Annotated in this window: 13 protein-coding genes; 10 read left to right on the top strand and 3 right to left on the bottom strand. The window is 62.5% G+C overall.

Annotated elements, in window-relative coordinates; all coding sequences use genetic code 11:
* The first annotated feature begins 428 nt into the window (after positions 1 to 428).
* The 6 genes from ACOOFO_RS12635 to ACOOFO_RS12610 all read left to right on the top strand — a co-directional run bounded on the left by ACOOFO_RS12635 (position 429) and on the right by ACOOFO_RS12610 (position 8,854).
* On the top strand, positions 429 to 2,126 hold the full coding sequence (locus ACOOFO_RS12635) for a hypothetical protein (RefSeq protein ID WP_420427115.1): 1,698 nt from the start codon (positions 429 to 431) through the stop codon (positions 2,124 to 2,126).
* A 227-nt stretch (positions 2,127 to 2,353) separates the two neighbouring features.
* Positions 2,354 to 3,331: a peptidylprolyl isomerase gene (locus tag ACOOFO_RS12630; RefSeq protein ID WP_420427114.1), complete on the top strand. Its 978-nt coding sequence runs from the start codon at positions 2,354 to 2,356 to the stop codon at positions 3,329 to 3,331.
* A 12-nt stretch (positions 3,332 to 3,343) separates the two neighbouring features.
* Positions 3,344 to 4,069: a sulfotransferase family protein gene (locus ACOOFO_RS12625; RefSeq protein ID WP_420427113.1), complete on the top strand. Its 726-nt coding sequence runs from the start codon at positions 3,344 to 3,346 to the stop codon at positions 4,067 to 4,069.
* 115 nt (positions 4,070 to 4,184) lie between these two features.
* Complete coding sequence (locus ACOOFO_RS12620; protein WP_420427112.1) at positions 4,185 to 6,257, top strand: glycosyltransferase family 2 protein; 2,073 nt, start codon at positions 4,185 to 4,187, stop codon at positions 6,255 to 6,257.
* Positions 6,247 to 6,987, top strand: a complete 741-nt coding sequence (locus ACOOFO_RS12615) for a sulfotransferase family protein (protein WP_420427111.1) — start codon at positions 6,247 to 6,249, stop codon at positions 6,985 to 6,987. Before ACOOFO_RS12620 ends, ACOOFO_RS12615 begins: the two co-directional genes overlap by 11 nt.
* 52 nt (positions 6,988 to 7,039) lie before the next feature.
* Positions 7,040 to 8,854, top strand: coding sequence for a hypothetical protein (locus ACOOFO_RS12610; protein ID WP_420427110.1), 1,815 nt, complete (start codon positions 7,040 to 7,042; stop codon positions 8,852 to 8,854).
* Here the strand turns inward: ACOOFO_RS12610 and ACOOFO_RS12605 are convergent.
* Both ACOOFO_RS12605 and ACOOFO_RS12600 read right to left on the bottom strand, forming a co-directional pair.
* Positions 8,851 to 9,624, bottom strand: a complete 774-nt coding sequence (locus ACOOFO_RS12605; protein WP_420427109.1) for a glycosyltransferase — start codon at positions 9,622 to 9,624, stop codon at positions 8,851 to 8,853. The genes ACOOFO_RS12610 and ACOOFO_RS12605 overlap by 4 nt on opposite strands.
* 12 nt (positions 9,625 to 9,636) lie before the next feature.
* Positions 9,637 to 10,305 (bottom strand): hypothetical protein, encoded by a 669-nt coding sequence (locus ACOOFO_RS12600; RefSeq protein WP_420427108.1) that lies wholly within the window; start codon positions 10,303 to 10,305, stop codon positions 9,637 to 9,639.
* Positions 10,306 to 10,512: 207 nt separating this feature from the next.
* Between ACOOFO_RS12600 and ACOOFO_RS12595 the strand changes: the two genes are divergently transcribed.
* From ACOOFO_RS12595 to ACOOFO_RS12580, 4 genes are read left to right on the top strand one after another with little or no spacing between them, the layout of a single operon-like run.
* Complete coding sequence (locus ACOOFO_RS12595) at positions 10,513 to 11,352, top strand: ABC transporter permease (RefSeq protein ID WP_420427107.1); 840 nt, start codon at positions 10,513 to 10,515, stop codon at positions 11,350 to 11,352.
* 10 nt (positions 11,353 to 11,362) lie between these two features.
* Positions 11,363 to 12,031 (top strand): ABC transporter ATP-binding protein, encoded by a 669-nt coding sequence (locus ACOOFO_RS12590; RefSeq protein WP_420427106.1) that lies wholly within the window; start codon positions 11,363 to 11,365, stop codon positions 12,029 to 12,031.
* Positions 12,028 to 13,134 carry a hypothetical protein gene (locus tag ACOOFO_RS12585; protein WP_420427105.1) on the top strand — a complete coding sequence of 369 codons (1,107 nt, stop codon included), beginning with the start codon at positions 12,028 to 12,030 and terminating at the stop codon, positions 13,132 to 13,134. The genes ACOOFO_RS12590 and ACOOFO_RS12585 overlap by 4 nt, the downstream gene beginning before the upstream one ends.
* 5 nt (positions 13,135 to 13,139) lie before the next feature.
* Positions 13,140 to 14,888 (top strand): polysaccharide biosynthesis/export family protein, encoded by a 1,749-nt coding sequence (locus ACOOFO_RS12580; RefSeq protein WP_420427104.1) that lies wholly within the window; start codon positions 13,140 to 13,142, stop codon positions 14,886 to 14,888.
* Positions 14,889 to 14,917: 29 nt separating this feature from the next.
* Here the strand turns inward: ACOOFO_RS12580 and ACOOFO_RS12575 are convergent, their stop codons facing one another.
* Positions 14,918 to 15,838, bottom strand: a complete 921-nt coding sequence (locus ACOOFO_RS12575) for a glycosyltransferase family 2 protein (RefSeq protein WP_420427103.1) — start codon at positions 15,836 to 15,838, stop codon at positions 14,918 to 14,920.
* Positions 15,839 to 15,978: the final 140 nt, after the last annotated feature.

The raw sequence follows: 15,978 nt of genomic DNA, 5'->3' as shown, positions 1-15,978 counted from the left end.
CCGTAACACGGCGCCAACGGGCGGACACAACGTTCGCCTAACCTCTCTCACGTCGTGTGTGTACCGAAAATGCGTGACGCACCACGCGCAAGCTACGTACCTCCTTTGTCGCTGCTTTACCGCGCTGCCGCAACGACGGGCGCGAAACACAATGAAACATGCGATGCATGTTACTCTTTCCCAACGTATTTCTTAGAACTAGTCCGCGTTTCCTGCAGGACAGCGTTTTTGTTGCTCATTGCTTGCTCCCAAGGGTTGCTGCTTTGCTGAGAGCGAGTTAGAGTCCAACCACGCGGGTCAAGCCCTCGACGGGTTATGCGTCTAGGGGAGTACGCGTAAGGGATGACCTGCGAATTGATCGATGCTCTCGGGCAATTCGTAGGATTCTCCAAAAACTGAATGGTCTTACCCTCTTAAAGGAGTTCCTCATGGGGAAGTTGCTCAATAAAGCGAGTCTCACCGGTATCGGTGTGGCTGTCGGCGCGGCCTTTGCCGTTCAGCCGGCTGTCGCACAGACCACCGTGTCTGACGATGGACAAGGCAGTGCCATCGTTATCCCGTATTACACCGTCAATGACGGCTGGCAGACCCTGGTCAACCTGACCAACACGAGCGAAAACTCGATTGTCGTCAAGTTCCGTCTGCACGAGTCCCGTAACTCGCGCGACGTGCTCGACTTCAACATCGCGTTGAGCCCGTTTGACGTCTGGACCGCCACGATCCAGCAGAGCGCCAACGGCCGCCCTGAACTGATCACCAACGACCGTTCGTGCACGATCCCGATTTCCGTGCGCAATAACGGTGCCGAGGCGAGTGAGCTGGCCTACTCTGACGAGTTTGCCGATCACACTGCCACCGACGGTGACGTGGTTCGTACCCGTGAGGGTTACATCAAGGTGCTCGTGATGGGCGAAACGGAAGGTTCCGGCCGTGCCCCTGGCTCTGTCGCGCAGAACTTCCCTGGCGACATTGCCTATGATGCCGAGCACGTCAATGGCGAACCGCGCAACTGCACCCGCGTGAACAACTCGTTCTCCGCGCGCACTGCTGATTTCGACGCAACGGCTGGCATCACCGCCGTGGTCTCGGGTCTGGATGACGCGGGCGTTGCGACCACCTGGCCGCCGACCGACGACGGCACCGACGTGCAGACCGGTTCCGGCAGCCCGCTGGCCCGTCTCGGCTCGGTCGACTCCTCGGGCGCGAACGAGAGCGCTGTCGGTTACGGCGCGATTGTCACTGGCAACCCGCTCAAGGCCAATGTCAGCCTCGTCAACCAGACCACGGGTCGTGCCGCTGGTGTGACCTCGCTGCACATCGAAGGCTACGGCGTCGGTCAGAACTACGTGACCGCGCAGGAGTTCCCGTGGTTCCTCGAGCCCACCATCGCTTCCAGCAACGCGCTGTGGACCATCGACGGCGTGAACGCGCTGATCGCCGGCATCTCCGCCACGCAGGTCAAGAACGAGTGGACGACGAACCCGAATACGGGTGCTGCCTCTGAGTGGGTGGTGAACTTCCCGACCAAGCGTTTCGAAGACGACGTCGACGAAAGCAACATCCAGGCTGCTTGCAGCGCGTGGCGTAACACCAACTCGAGCGCGGGTGTGCCGGATGGCACGGGCATCACCCAGGCCATGAATGACTTCGGCGACAACGACACCGGTGGTGTCTGTGCGCCGGAACTGTTCGGCTCGGGTACCTTCCAGGACGGCGACAATGGTGTCGCCCCGATCGTGGTCAACTACGACATCTACGATCGTGAAGAAGGTGGTGTGACGGTTGAACTCGACGGCCCGGTTGTTTCGCCAGCCCCGCCGCCTGAAGTCACCATCGACAACCTGCCGTACGAAGTCAACGTTGTGAAGATCGGCCGTGACGTGGCGGGTACCGCCTCCGTCCTCGGCTCACCGGTCGTCCGCTACGTCGGCACCAACGGTCTCGCCTCCAACGCCAACTCGGGTTGGATGATCGCGACCTTCGACGGTGACTCGGCCAACGGTCCTGGCAGCAGCTCTGATGCGGTGCCTGTGATTTCGGGCATCTACAAGCAGCGCGACTTTGGTAGTGCTGCCAACAACTTCGGTCAGTATCTGGACGCGGCCTACACCCGTCCCGCCAACTGAGACCTGAAGCGCTCAGGTGCTCTAGATCACTGGAGCACATAGCTTGATTGAGAGGCCATCGCTATGCGGTGGCCTCTTTTTTTGTGCGTAGCAATGTCTAGGGGTTCTGCAGTAGAAAAGCGGGAGGTCGTCAACCTCGGTGCCGCTCTTCAGCCCTTGCCATCGCGAATGCATTCGCATTCTGCTTGCGTACAATGCCTGCAAATTTTCACTCGCCTGGAACCGCAATGCATCATCTCAGCAAGACCATGTGCGCACTTGCGCTGTGCGCGTTTATTCTGCCGTCGCAAGCTGCCGATCCGGAGGTACAGCTTCTGGTGCGACACAAGGGCATCACGGTCGATACCAAGAATCTGGATCAGGAACTGGAGTTGCTTTCTTCGAAAGAGCGCGAGAAAGTGCTCGCTGACGCGAATGACTTGCAGGCAACAGTCACCGGGCTATATTTCCGCAAGCGCATGAGCCAGCTCGCGGAGTCACAGGGACTGCTTGCGGACGCCAAGGTAAATGCTGCGCTGCAGCAGGCGCGCGAAGCCACGCTCGCGAAGATCGTGACCGACCGATATCTCGCGGACATTGATTACCCGGACTTCGAAGAAGAAGCTCGAAGCTACTACCAGGAGAATATCGAGGAGTTCACGCCCCCAGAGCGCATTCGGGCCGCGCACATTTTTCTGCAGGCGCCGAAAGCGGCAGACAAGGAGCGCAGGCGCGGAGAGGCGGAGAAGATCTTGAAGCAGCTCCGCAAAGGGGCGAATTTCTCCGAGCTTGCCAAGGAGCATTCTGAAGACAGCTCCAAGCACATGGGTGGCGATCTCGGGTATTTCACGCGTGAGCGGATGGCGCCGGAATTCAACGCCGTTGCCTTCTCCATGCAGGAAAAAGGCGCGGTTTCCGATGTGGTTGAGACGCGTTTTGGGTTGCACATCGTGAAACTTCTGGATCGCGAGGAACCAGATCCGAAGCCCTTTGACGCGGTGGCCGGACAGATCAAGGAACGCCTGAAGTCCGAGTATCGGTACGAGAATTTTTCGGCATGGCTCAAGCAACAAGCGCCGCCAGACGTGGTTCGCGTGCCGGACGCACGATTGAAGGCGCTGCAGAGCGAATTGGCCCAGCGCTACGGCGTAGACCTTCCGGAAACGGAGGTTTCGGCCGATGAGGCGAGCGCGACCATTGACCCATCGGATGCTGCGCGGCCGTAGTGCGTACGGGTCATGTGGCGTTTCCTCGGCATCGGTGCACAGAAGGCGGGAACCACCTGGCTCTACAGCAATCTTCAGCGGCATGCGGAAATCGCCTTCCCGGGTGGGAAGGAAATGCACTTCTGGAACCGGCCGCATGACGCGGTGGATATTGATCGCTACCTGCGTACCTTTGCCGGGGATAGCGATCTGTGTGAAGGGGAGATCACACCGGCCTACGGCATCCTCCCGTCGCACAACGTGGCCGAGATTTACCGGCACGCACCGACGCTGCGCATTCTTTATGTGGTGAGAAATCCCGTCGAACGGGCGTGGTCCTCTGCACTCATGGCGCTGGGGCGGGCTGAAATGGAAAGAGGAGAGGCCAGCGAGGCTTGGTTCATGGATCACTTCAGGTCCGCGGGTTCACTCGCCCGCGGCGACTATGCGCGTTGCCTTCAGTGCTGGTTGGAGCACTTTCCCTGGGAGCAGATTCATGTGCTCTTCTACGATGACATCGTCCGCGCTCCTGATCAGGTGCTTCTGAGCGCGTGCGCCCATTTGGAGGTTTCAACTCCGGACTCCGCAGTCCTGCAGCATGCGGCGCAAAAGGTGTTCCCGGGTTCAGGCCATCCGTTGCCGACGCGCCTGGGCTGCTTTCTACAGGCGCTCTACGAACCGCGCATTCAGGCGCTGGAAACGCTGCTTGGCAGAGATCTGTCCGAATGGCGCAATCCCGAATGGCAACAAGCGTGCTAGGCGCTTCATTCCCTGCCAGGCGCTGGGACTTTCAGAACACCGTGTCGAGGTCAGCGTAGGCGTGTTGAGGCGTCTGCTACGCAACGCTCTGCTGGCGCGCGGCGGCCGATCCACCGTGACCGAAACGCAGGCCTTGGTCCGCGAGATCGCGGCGTCGGGCTTGTTTGACGCGGACGATTACCGGAACCGTTGCGGCCTCCATCGTGCCTCCGATGAGGAGGCACTGCTTCACTACATCCAACAGGGTCTGGCGCAGAATCATCGACCGAGTGCCCAATTCGACCCGGTCTGGTATCGCGAACGCTACCCGGACACGGTGGCCGCTGGCGTGCTGCCATTGCTGCATTACATCCGCCATGGTCGGAGTGAAGGCCGCCAGCCAACGAGGCCCTCGGTACCGACGCCGCGCCAGACCGCGCGCACGGAAGCGCCGGCGCCGCAGGCGGTAACGGGCGCGCACAACGCCTCGGATTTTTCGGATCTTGAGGGACAGTGCCTGTTCGTTCCCCGGCGCGAAGCGCCTTTTTCGGAGGCAAGCATTCGAGGCATCGGCCATATGGTGGCGCGCAAGCGTCACGATCTCCGTGCCAGCCGGGAGTATGACCTCGTGACCGACATCACGGTCCTCATTCCCTGGAATCAGGAAGCGCCTGAAGACGTCGCGCGCTCCGTAGCCAGCGTGGCGCGCCAGACCAAGGCGCGCTGCGAGGTGATCGTGCTCGCACCGCATGCGTTCTCGGAGGCTGTCATTGCGCAGCTGCAGACGGCTGCGACGGGCCTTGAATTGCGGTGTGTCGAAGCACCGGACGATGTGTCAGGCATACTGGCGCACGCCCATGAGGCCGTTGCCACTCGGTTGGTGGCATGGCTGGCCCCCGGCGCGCGGCTGGTGGATGACTATGTGCGCATCATGCGGACATCGGCATCCACGATGCCCTCACCCTTCGTGCTGCACTGTGCGACATTTTCGATGAGAGCGGAGGCGCCAGCCGACAGTGAAGACCATGCCAATCTGGCCTCCATCACCCTGGATGCGTTGCAGGCGTCCGTGCTCGAGCATCGTGGGTCGGCCTCATGCAGCGGATTGCTGCACGAGGCGAAGCAACTGGCACAGCTTCCCACATGGCCCACGGCGTTACCGCTTGGCCGCTTGCCATGGTTGTTGAAGCTGTGGCTTGCACAGCAGGCGCACGGCAGAACGATTCCCTGTCTCCTGGTGGATGAGGGCACGTCCGTTGATGCGGTGGCCTTTGCGGCGGAGACGGCACTGGACACAGCGCTGATCCGTGCCACCAAGGGAGAGGCGATTGCAGACCGACTGAAAGCCACGCCGCTCCCCGCGTTGCAGCGCATGGTGGCACCGCGCGTACAAAGCATCGTGACACCAGCGCCCTATCGAGCCACAGTGATTATTCCCAGTTACGAATGCGCGCAGGAGCTCGGCGCCTGCGTCGAGGCCGTCAGAAGATTCTCACCGTCTGATACCGACATCGTGATCGTGGACAATGCCTCGGGCACGGAAACGCAGAGCCTGCTGACGCAACTGGCGGCGAGTGACCGGCTCACGGTGATCCGCAACAGTAGGAATCTCGGCTTCACGCACGCGGTCAACCAGGGAATGGCTTGTGCGGCGCCGGATACCGACCTGGTGCTGCTGAACAACGATGCCATTGTTACCCCCGGTTGGCTGGATGCAATGCAGGCGGTTCGTGTCACGGTGCCGGAGGCCGGGTTGGTTGTGCCGCAGCAGGTGCTGTTGCCTGACAGTCCGACCATGGAGACCCATCATCCGCGGTGCAATCCAGGACGTGAGCTGGACGTCAATCTGTCACACCATCACGGCAATGTCCTGCGCCCACTGGGAGAAGGGGTACCTGGGTTGGTGGAGCTGCGCTTTGCCCCATTCTTCTGTGTGCTGATCCCTCGCAATGTGTACACAGCTCTCGGCCCCCTCGATCACTTGAACGGACCGCACTACCGTTCCGATAACCTCTATTGCGATGCCGTGAGGCGCATTCTGCGGCGCCCCGTGCTGCACACTAGTCACGCCAAGGTGTACCACCTGCTCCAAAGGGCGACGGCGCAACTGAAGGCCACGGACGCCGTGTTGTACGAAACGATGTTTCAGAAGAACGATTGGGCCGGCATTGCTGGACACGGGCAGGAGTCCTCGGCGCATGGCAGCTGAAGGCGCGCGACCATTGTTGGTGCTCGGGCCCGGCCGTGGGGGCACGAGCCTGCTCGCCGCGCTGATGGACAGCCATCCTGACATGCAGGTCTTGTTCGAGAAACACGCCGAAGAACTGCTTATGCATGCCGTTATCGGCAATACGTTGGAAGCCCGCATGCAAAACGGGGCCCCGGCCTTGCATCAAGCCTGCGAGCGCTATCGAGCGGGCTGCCCGCTGCGCTGGTGGGGCAACAAGATCACGACCGAGCAGCTCTCAGGCCTGCAAGTACCGGCGCAGCGCTTCTCCATCGACGCCGATGCATTGTTCACGTACTTCTTCGACACGGTCTTTGCTGACTACGCACTGGTCTTCATCCAGCGCGATGGGCGGACCTGTGTGCGATCCAAGATGGCGCGTACCGGCCAGGACCTGGAAGCCGCTTGTCGCCGCTGGGAATTCAGTGTGGCCGTTCAGACCTTTCTGCACAGGCATCCGCGCGCCCATTGCATGCATTACGAGGACCTGGTCGCGGCACCCACGACGGTTCTCGAACCGCTGTGCGATTTTCTCGGCCTTCCCTTCGAAGGCGCCATGCTGGATGGCACCGGACACACGGGATTGAATGCGGATTACCGCCATGGCGTCTTCGCGCGGAGCCGCCTGTCCCTGGAGGGCGTGCCCGAGGGCGCCGAGCATCGTCTTGCGAAGGCCCTCGTCGCCGCGGGCTACCGTGTGGACCCGTCGTGAAAGGGTTTCCGGAGCCCGCTATCAACCACGACCACTGGGCAGAGACGAGCTGATGAAGGCGAAGCATCGTCGGGTGCGTGCACTGGAGCTTCTGCATGTCCGCTTTCCGCGCACTTACCGCGGGCTCCGCGTGGCGTGGCGTTTTCTGCGTCGGCACTTCAGGGATTATCCGCGTTACCGCCGCAAGCTCATGCGGTGCGTCGCGGAGGGGGAACAGGCACGGGAAGCGGCGATTCGTGTGACGGTGGTCGGTCTGATCGACGAAGACACCAGCGCGGCTGCTTGCCGCCGCTTCCGTCGTCGTCTCGATCAACAGTCCGGGGTGCATTGTCAGGTGAGCTGGCTCGGCTCAGGCGCCAGCACGCGCTTCCGCGACACGCTTCCTGAAGGCGAAGCGGTCGACGGTCTGGCGGATACAGGGGGGCAGGCACTCCGCGATGCGCTGCGCGCTGCTGAGGCGGGGGGGGTGGTGATCTTCGCACGCATCCAGACCCGATTCCTTCCCGGCGCATTGATCACCATAGTGCGAGCGATGCAGGCAGCCGGTGGCGCTAGCCTGCTTTTCGGGGACCACGAGTTTCTTCAGCGGGGTCGACTGGAGCTCGCGGCAAAAGGCGCCTTTGATCGTTACTGGATCGAGGGCTATGCAGCGTCGGAGCCCTACCTGGCCTTCGATGCGCGCTGGGTGGCGGAGCGGATGGCCGTAACGCCACCCTCGGACATGCGCGCCACAGCTCTGCTGACCGCGCTTCTGGCCCATGTGCCCGAATCAGCGGCGGTCCATCTTCCGCTGCCGGTGGCGCGCGTCGAAGGACAACTGCGAGCATATCGCCCCGCCTTGAGCGATGCGGGGCCTGCGCATGTGCGAGACACCGTGCGCGATCCTCTCGTGTTCCAAGGGGAAACGGCTTCGGGCATTGCGGCGATCATCCCGACGCGCGATGGCTTTCCCTATCTGCGAGCCGCCGTGGACACGGCTTCGGCTGCCTTGCGTGCCTGCGGCACGGAAGGGCGGATTGTCATCATCGACAATGGAAGTATTACGCCGGACACCTGCGACTATCTGTCATCCGTCGATGGTTCGGAAGATCGTGACGTCCGGATCGAGGTGTGGCGGTACGATCATCCCTTCAACTATGCGCGAATGCACAACTGGGCTGTGGCACAGCTTGCCGAGCCGCTGCTGCTTCTGTTGAACGACGACATCGAGGCGAAAGCAGCCGCCGGCTCTGACAGCTGGCTGCACGCCATGCTCCACCACATGCGCGATCCGCGTGTGGCTGCGGTGGGTGCCCAACTGCGTTACCCATCCGGCGCCATTCAGCATGCCGGTGTGGTGCTCGGGCTCGGCATCGACCATATTGCCGGTCATGTCGGGGTTGGTCTGGAGCCGAACAATGATCGGCTAGCCGCCTTCGGCATGGGGCGGCCGAGATCAGTGAGCGCCGTGACGGCCGCCTGCATGCTCACCCGAAGGGAGGCCTTCGAAGGCGTGGGTGGATTCGAGGCGGAAGGGTTGCCGGTAGCCTTCAACGATGTGGACTATTGCCTGCGGCTGCGCGCGAAGGGTTGGGACGTGGTCATGGAACCGGGCGCGGTTCTGACCCATCACGAGTCACTGTCGCGCGGACAGGATCACGATCCCGTGAAGCGCGCGCGATTTGAAGGGGAGTGTGCCTTCATGAAGCGGCGCTGGGGTCAGGCGCTCGTCGAGGATCCTTTCTATAGCCCGCACTATTCCATCGACACCGCGGATCTGTCGCTGCGCGCCGAAGTCGACGCGCGCGCACTCCAGCCAAGGTGGAGCCGCCGGATCCTGCCGCAGGATGGCACACCAGACGGAGAGAAGGGGAGTGATCCACGCTAGCGCTGCGCGCGGTGTCGATAGGCCGGCGACGTCCACAACCGCAACAGGCTGCGGCTGTGCCAACGAAAATGGCGCAATTCGCGCAGCGTGCGTCGACCCGCCGGATGCACGATGCGAACCCTCGGTAGAAGAGCGATGCCATAGCCCAATTCCCGGATGCGAAGACACAGATCGACGTCTTCGCAGTACAAGCGATAACGGGGGTCAAAACCACCCACGGCATTGAAAGTCGAGGCGCGGCAGGCCATGAACAGGCCAGCCAGCCAGTCCACCTCCACGGTGCTGTCCGTGGTCGGTTCGGCGTAGTCGAGGCTGCCGCGGGCCGTGAGGTAACGCGCGACCAGAGCCCGCGGCGTCACGAGCCGTCGTGCGTTGTCATCCATCTGGCCACTGAGGGTGTAGGCACGTGGAGCAACCAGTCCCCAAAGCGGACTGTCGAGCGCGGATTCCGTTTCCTCCAGTACATTCGGACCGAGCTGCAGCTCGGGGTCGAGTGCGAGCAGGAAGCGCGAGCAAGACCCGATCAGCGCACGATTGTGGTTCTCGCCGAAACTGCGTTGATGACTGTTGTGGACCACCGTGAGACGGCGACGGACTGCCCCGGGCGCGCGCCGCAGATGGGCGGCATTTTCCGGGGTGTTAATGGTCAGCACAACGCGATAGCTCCGGGAGCCCATCTGCTCCGCCAGGCTCTTAAGCGTAGGCAGGATTTTTGTGCCATGCCGATGGCTGATGATGGAGACGGTCCAATCGTCGCGATGGTCCGACATCGTACGCCGAGGTCAGTACACGCTTCGACGCGCCTTGGCGCGTGCGTCGAACAGGCGTTGCGCGCGGTCATAAAGCGCCAGGTCCTGCGCATTGTGCGTCTCGATCAGCGTGCGCAGCTCGGGCGGGCAGGGGTGGTCGACGCTCAGATCGGCGCGCGCCACGTTCTCTTCGATGTTGTCGACTGTCACACCAAAACGGTCGGCAAACAGCGCCAGCGACTCGGCATAGCGCTCGCTGATGCCGATGAAGGCAAAGTCATCCAGGTCCAGACCGCGGGTAAAACGGGTCTGCAAGTTCGCGTAGCGTGGGTCGGAGACGAAATCCTCGATCGCCATCTGCATGCCCTGATGGCGCTGGCGATGCGCGTGTTCCGATAGCAGCCGCTGGACCGGGTCGCGGAAGAACACGCACCAATGCGAAGAGAAGCTACCGAGCAAGGGCGCATATTGCTGGTAACTGAAATGACCGGTGAACACCGCCGCGTCGGCCTTTGCCATGGCTGCGGGCAGGTCTTCCGGACGCCCCGCATGGATGGTGTCTCTGACCAGCTGGCTGGTTACCGGTTCTTCCGCGGGGTAGGCACAGATGACGCGCTCGCTGCCCAATCGCGCCTGCAAGGCGCGACGAAAGGCCGTGCCGCAGGTCTTCGGAACGTGGATCAGTATGATGGGGTCGAGCATACCGGACAGTGTGAGGGCGACTTGCTGAGGGCCGGCGAGTGTATGCGAGCTGGCGTCCCGCAGCGAGCGTGTGCTGCGTGACCAATACGCATCAACGTATCATGCGCACGCGGCATGTGCGGCACATGGCCAGGGTTGCCGGCCGGCCTCGCATTGTGTCGCTGCATTCCCCGCGCCCCTCGCCCCCTTGACCTGGAGCACACGACCGTGACGAACGAAAAGGACGCGCCCGTCGCGCCGACGTCTTCGCTGTCCGTGCCGCCTCCCGCCGCGAGGCGCCGTTCGAGTTGGAAGGTCTTTGTGGATTCCACCTGGGCCTTCCTTCTCCGCGAGATGAAGAACCAATTCGGACGGTCGCGCCTCGGTTACGTCTTCGCCATTGCCGAGCCTGCGGCCGTGGTGGCCATCCTGACCGCGCTGCACACCTTCGTGCGCGGCAATCATGCGGCAATCTACGGGGAAAACCCGGTGATCTTCTTCGTTTTCGGAGCCGTCCCGTACTTCATCTTTATGAACAACGTGAACAGTGCGCAGAATGTCTGCACGTCGCACAAGGGCCTGTTCAACTACCGACAGGTCAAGCCGGTCGACATCATGATCGCGCGCTGCATCATCGACGCCCTCATGATGGCGGCCGTGGGTTTTGCCTTTCTGGCGGGCTGGTGGTGGCTCGGCAATGATGTGTCACTGGACAGCTGGCTCGGTCTGGTGGGCGCTCTCACCGCCTTGTTCGCGCTGGGCTTCAGTCTGGGCCTGTGCTTTGAGGTCTATGGAACGATCTACCCGGATCTGCGTCGTATCTTCCAGATCTTCATGCGGCCGATGTTCTTCATTTCGGGCCTGTTCTTCACCATTGATATGGTTCCGGTCGCCTACCGACCGCTGCTGGTGTGGAACCCCGTGCTTCATGGGGTGGACTTCGCTCGGGATGCGGTGCTGACCGGCTATGATTCGCCCGGCAGCGTTGTCTACATGCTGGCCATCACAGCCATCATTCTCTTCGTCGGCCTCGCTGGCTATCGTCGCCATCTCTGGCAGCTGATCTAGAGCGACCGCAGTGATCCGCGTCGAAAACCTCACCAAATCCTACCCCTTGCCGGGCGGCGGCCGACATCTTGTTCTGCGTAACCTGTCGCTGGATATTCCCTCGCGCAAGCATGTGGGCATCGTCGGGCGCAACGGGGTCGGCAAGAGCACGCTGCTACGGCTCATCGGTGGCATCGAGCTACCCGATCGCGGCCGCGTGGTCACCGACGGCAGTGTGTCTCCGCCGCTCGGTCTGAGCAGTGGCTTTGCACCAAAGATTTCCGGCAGGGACAATGCGCGCTTCATTTCCCGCATCACGGGCGACGACAAAGCCACCACGCGGGAGCGCGTGCGCTTCGTCGAGCATTTCAGCGAACTTGGTCCCTTCTTCGACCGGCCGGTGACGACCTACTCGTCGGGCATGCGCGCGCGCCTCTCGTTCTCGATCAGCATGGCTTTTGATCACGACTACTACCTCATTGACGAGCTGACTGCCGTTGGCGACAGGAATTTTCGGCAGAAGGCACACGATACCTTCATGGAAAAGCGAGGCCGCGCCAGCGCCATTATGGTCAGCCACAACCTGAATCAGCTTCTGCAGGACTGCGAAATCGGCATCTATCTCCGCGATGGGGGCGCCCTGTACTTCGATGACATCAAGGACGCGGTCGAAGCCTACAAGCGGGATACCTCGGCATGAGTGCGCAACAGGGACTGCGCCAATATGCCTCCGTTTTGCTCTACGGCCTGCTTGTACTGCTGCCGACATTGGTCGTGCTGGGCTACAGCGTGCTCTTCGCGACGGAGGGTTTTTCGAGCCAGGCCCAGGTAATGGTGGAAAGGGAGACCAGCATTGCCACCCCGGACCTGCCCATCGGCAACCTCATCGGCAACGCGCCGAACAAGGTGGATGCGCTGGTGGTCAAGCGCTTCATGCACTCCCCGAGCATGTTGGATCATCTCAATGAACGGCTCGACGTGCTCGGCCATTTCTCCAGCGACCGCATTGACTGGTGGCATCGCCTGTCGGGGGACGCGACCGCGGAGGATCAACTCGACCACTATCGGGACCATCTTGAGGTCGAACTGGACGAGGAGTCCTTCGTGCTCGATGTGACATTCACCGCCTACGATCCGGACTACGCCAAGGCGATTGCGGATGAGCTCGTCGATCGTGCCGAGCGCTTTGTGAATGAAGTGAACCAGGATCTGGCGCGCCAGAAGATGGCCTTTGCGGAAGGCGAGGTCGATCGTGCCCATGCACGGCTGACATCGGCGTCGCGCGAGATCGTGCGGGTGCAGCGCGAGCACGAGATGCTGAGCCCGGAGACCGAGTCGCGGGCGGCCAGCATGGTCATCGGCGGATTGCTGCAGCGCCTGGCGCAGGAGCGCGCCGTACTCAAGTCGCTGGAAGGCTACATGAGCCAGCGCGCGCCGGAGGTGCAGGCCGCGCGTCGGCGCGTGGCGGCTTTGGAACGCCAGGTTGCCGAGGAGCGGCAGAAGCTGGTCGGCGCGGGTGCAGAAGAAGGGCTGAATGATCTCCTGCTCGCCTATCAGGACGCCGAGGTCAACCTGATGGTCGCGACCGAGGTCTACAAGACGGCCATGGCGACACTCGAATCGACCCGCCTGGAGGCGAGCCGCAAGGTCAAGTATCTGGTATCGATTGCGCCCCCCTCGTTGCCGGATGACGCCTCCCATCCGCGGACGCTGTACTGGACACTTACGGTCTTCGTCTTTGCCAACCTTGCCTTTTTCGTGCTCAGTTTGATCATCGCGACTGTCCGCGACCACCGAGAATGAGACCCATGAAGCATCTTCTTGCCACTGGCGCGCTCCTGCTTCTGCTGCCTGTCATCAGTCTGGCGCAGGAGCTTCCGGGCATCACGACGACGAGCAGCGACGAAGCAGCGATGCAGCGCTATCAGCAGCCGACGGGCCCGATGCCGATGGATCGCCTGCAAAGTGGTGGGCCGTTCCAGCGCGACCCCCAGCCCCAGCCGCCGCAGGAGGAGCAGGAGACACCGGAAGACGAGGCCCTGCGCTCCGTGGAAGTGGGGCCGGAAACCCCCTTCGGTGCCTATCTCTTTCAGGGACGGTTCGCGCAGAGCGGTTTCCAGGGCTTCAATCCCGACTATACGGTGGGCGTGGGGGACCGCATCAACGTTCTGCTTTGGGGTGCCGTGGAGGCGACGCAACAGCTGGTCGTGGATTCGCGCGGCAATATCTTCCTGCCCACCATTGGCCCGGTCAACGTAATGAACGTGCGCAATGGCGATATCAACGAACTGGTGCAGCGGCGCGTACGCGCAACCTACGAAGAGGACGTGGGCGTCTATGCGGCCCTGGCGACCGCGGATCCGATTCGCGTCTTCGTCGGGGGCGGCGTCGAAGCACCCGGGCTCTATCCGGCCAGTGCCTCCGTCTCCATCCTGCATCTGATTGACCGTGCCGGCGGCATCGATGCGGAGTCGGGGAGCTATCTCGATATTCGCGTGCGACGCGGCGGCGAAATCATCCAACGCGTCAATCTCTATCGATTCCTGCTGGAGGGTGAGCTGCCGGCGCTGCAGCTTCGAGACGGCGATACCGTCTTCGTTGGCCCGCGCAGGGCGTCCGCGTCCGTCGGTGGTCTGGTCCAGCGTCCGGCGCGTTACGAATTCGAGGAGGCCATCGCGTTGAACGAATTGCTGCGCTATGCCTCTGCGCACAGCCGCGCCACCCACGTCGAAATCGTGCGCAACCAGACCCCGCGCAAGGAAGCGGAGGTGCTGCCGCTGAATGCCGATCTTTCGCGCGTACATGTCGTGGCAGGTGACGAGCTGGTGGTCTTCGAGGATCGCCGGATCGGTGCGATCACGGCTTCCGTGCGCGGAGAATTCGAGGGCGTCAGCCGCTTTGTCCTGCCGCAGCACGCAACCCTGGCGGATCTGCTGTCGCGGGTCGAGCTGACTGAGCGTTCCAATCTCGGTGGCATCAGTCTGTTTCGCGAGAGTGTCGCGGAACGACAACGCGAAGTGCTGGACCGCATGCTCCGCAAGCTCGAAGAGGCGGTGCTCAGCGCGCGCTCCGGTACGCGCGAAGAGGCGCAACTTCGGGTCCAGGAAGCAGAGCTGATCAAGGAGTTCATCGATCGCGCATCCAAGACGGAGCCCCGCGGGCAGGTGATCCTTCATGAAGGCTTCGATCCCAGCAAGATTGCGCTGGAACACGGGGATGTCATCGAGATTCCGCGGGTGAAGCAGACCGTGGCCGTCCAGGGCGAAGTTTTCGTGCCCACCTCCCTCGTGCACCAGCCAGGCAAATCGGTGGATTTCTATCTCGAGCAGGCCGGCGGATTGACGCAGCCGGGTGACGCCGACAAGGTCTTCGTCCGGCGCGCAAACGGGGCCATGGAGCTTGCGCGCGGCGGGCTTTTCTCGCGGACCCGCGTCGAGCCCGGCGACGAGATCATGGTCCTCCCCAGCGTGCAGCTGAAGTCTTTCCAGTTCACCAAGGATTTGACGCAGGTCATCTCCCAGGTGGCCTTGACGGCGGGCGTCGTGCTCGGCATCTGAAGGTGACGCCATTGGTGCCGCGCTTCGGCCTAGGGGCGCGGTCCGCGGCGGCCGCGCAAACCGTCCCAGCTTCCCGTCAGCGTCGCGGCGATTTTCTCGCGACGGTGTGACTCGAAGGCCACCACCTTGGTGATCAGCTTGGCGGCGCCCAGCGTTTCATAGACCGCCCAGGACGGGAAGCGCAATGCATGACGGCGCAGCAAGGTCATGCGGTTGCGGCTGATGTAGTAGTGCCGCAGCGCACTGTGATGAGTTGGGTAGGCGGCAAGACGGCCGAAGAGTCGCCGCTTTTGCACTTCGCCGAGGCTGTGCTGGATGCGCGCGCGCGGCTCCGCCAGGACGCGCAGCCCCTGGCGACGCGCGCGCAGACAGTAATCCGTGTCCACCAGATCAATGAACAGTCCGTCGTCGAAACCGCCCAGGGCCTGCCAATGGGCGATGTCCAGCAGCATGCCGGAACTGATCGCGAGATCCACGGACTGTGGACTTTCGGCACCGGCAGCGTAGACAAAGCGGAAAAAAAGGCGACGGCCCTTCCCGCGCGTTGCTGGCCAGCGGCACTGAATGTCGGGGTGTCCATAGAGGATATGCGGCACCACCGCAGCGATGCTGTCCTGATCGTCCGCTCTCAGTGTGCGCTGCAGCTGCCGGACGCATCCGGCCAGGGGGACGCTGTCATGATCGAGCAGAAAAGCCGACGCGGCGCCCTGCTGCGCGGCCAGCCGTATCCCTTGGTTGAGGGCGGTGGCGATGCCCAGGTTCTCGGCATTGTGCACCTGGTAGAGCGTAGCGCCCTCGGGAAAGCGGCTCGGATCGGGCGACCAGCGAGAGGACGAACCGTTGTCGACCACCACCGTGAGATCGGCTTGCGCCGCGGCCGAGGCAACGCGGTCGTCGAAGCCCGGCGGCGGGTTGTATCGCACGATGACGGCGGCGAGCGTGTCGCGCATGGCATGAGGGCAGCAAGAAGGGGCTGAATTATGACGTGCCGTCATCGCCTGCGTGCCGCGCCCGGCCTTGGCTCTTCGACCAAAGTCGTGCTGTCCTGCCTGCCGCCGGTTGCTAGATTGCCTCCACACGCGAGCTTTTC

The organism is Algiphilus sp., assembly GCF_965216485.1.
Classification (GTDB): Bacteria; Pseudomonadota; Gammaproteobacteria; order Nevskiales; family Nevskiaceae; genus Algiphilus.
Note: the sequence above shows the minus strand (reverse complement) of the source record. Positions and strands in the feature narration are given on the sequence as shown.

Excerpts from the sequence above, each read along its gene's own strand:
- ACOOFO_RS12610 (WP_420427110.1), top strand. The coding sequence starts at position 7,040 with ATGAAGGCGAAGCATCGTCGGGTGCGTGCACTGGAGCTTCTGCATGTC.
- ACOOFO_RS12615 (WP_420427111.1), top strand. The coding sequence starts at position 6,247 with ATGGCAGCTGAAGGCGCGCGACCATTGTTGGTGCTCGGGCCCGGCCGT.
- ACOOFO_RS12630 (WP_420427114.1), top strand. The coding sequence starts at position 2,354 with ATGCATCATCTCAGCAAGACCATGTGCGCACTTGCGCTGTGCGCGTTT.
- ACOOFO_RS12605 (WP_420427109.1), bottom strand. The coding sequence starts at position 9,624 with ATGTCGGACCATCGCGACGATTGGACCGTCTCCATCATCAGCCATCGG.
- ACOOFO_RS12600 (WP_420427108.1), bottom strand. The coding sequence starts at position 10,305 with ATGCTCGACCCCATCATACTGATCCACGTTCCGAAGACCTGCGGCACG.
- ACOOFO_RS12585 (WP_420427105.1), top strand. The coding sequence starts at position 12,028 with ATGAGTGCGCAACAGGGACTGCGCCAATATGCCTCCGTTTTGCTCTAC.
- ACOOFO_RS12580 (WP_420427104.1), top strand. The coding sequence starts at position 13,140 with ATGAAGCATCTTCTTGCCACTGGCGCGCTCCTGCTTCTGCTGCCTGTC.
- ACOOFO_RS12575 (WP_420427103.1), bottom strand. The coding sequence starts at position 15,838 with ATGCGCGACACGCTCGCCGCCGTCATCGTGCGATACAACCCGCCGCCG.
- ACOOFO_RS12635 (WP_420427115.1), top strand. The coding sequence starts at position 429 with ATGGGGAAGTTGCTCAATAAAGCGAGTCTCACCGGTATCGGTGTGGCT.
- ACOOFO_RS12625 (WP_420427113.1), top strand. The coding sequence starts at position 3,344 with ATGTGGCGTTTCCTCGGCATCGGTGCACAGAAGGCGGGAACCACCTGG.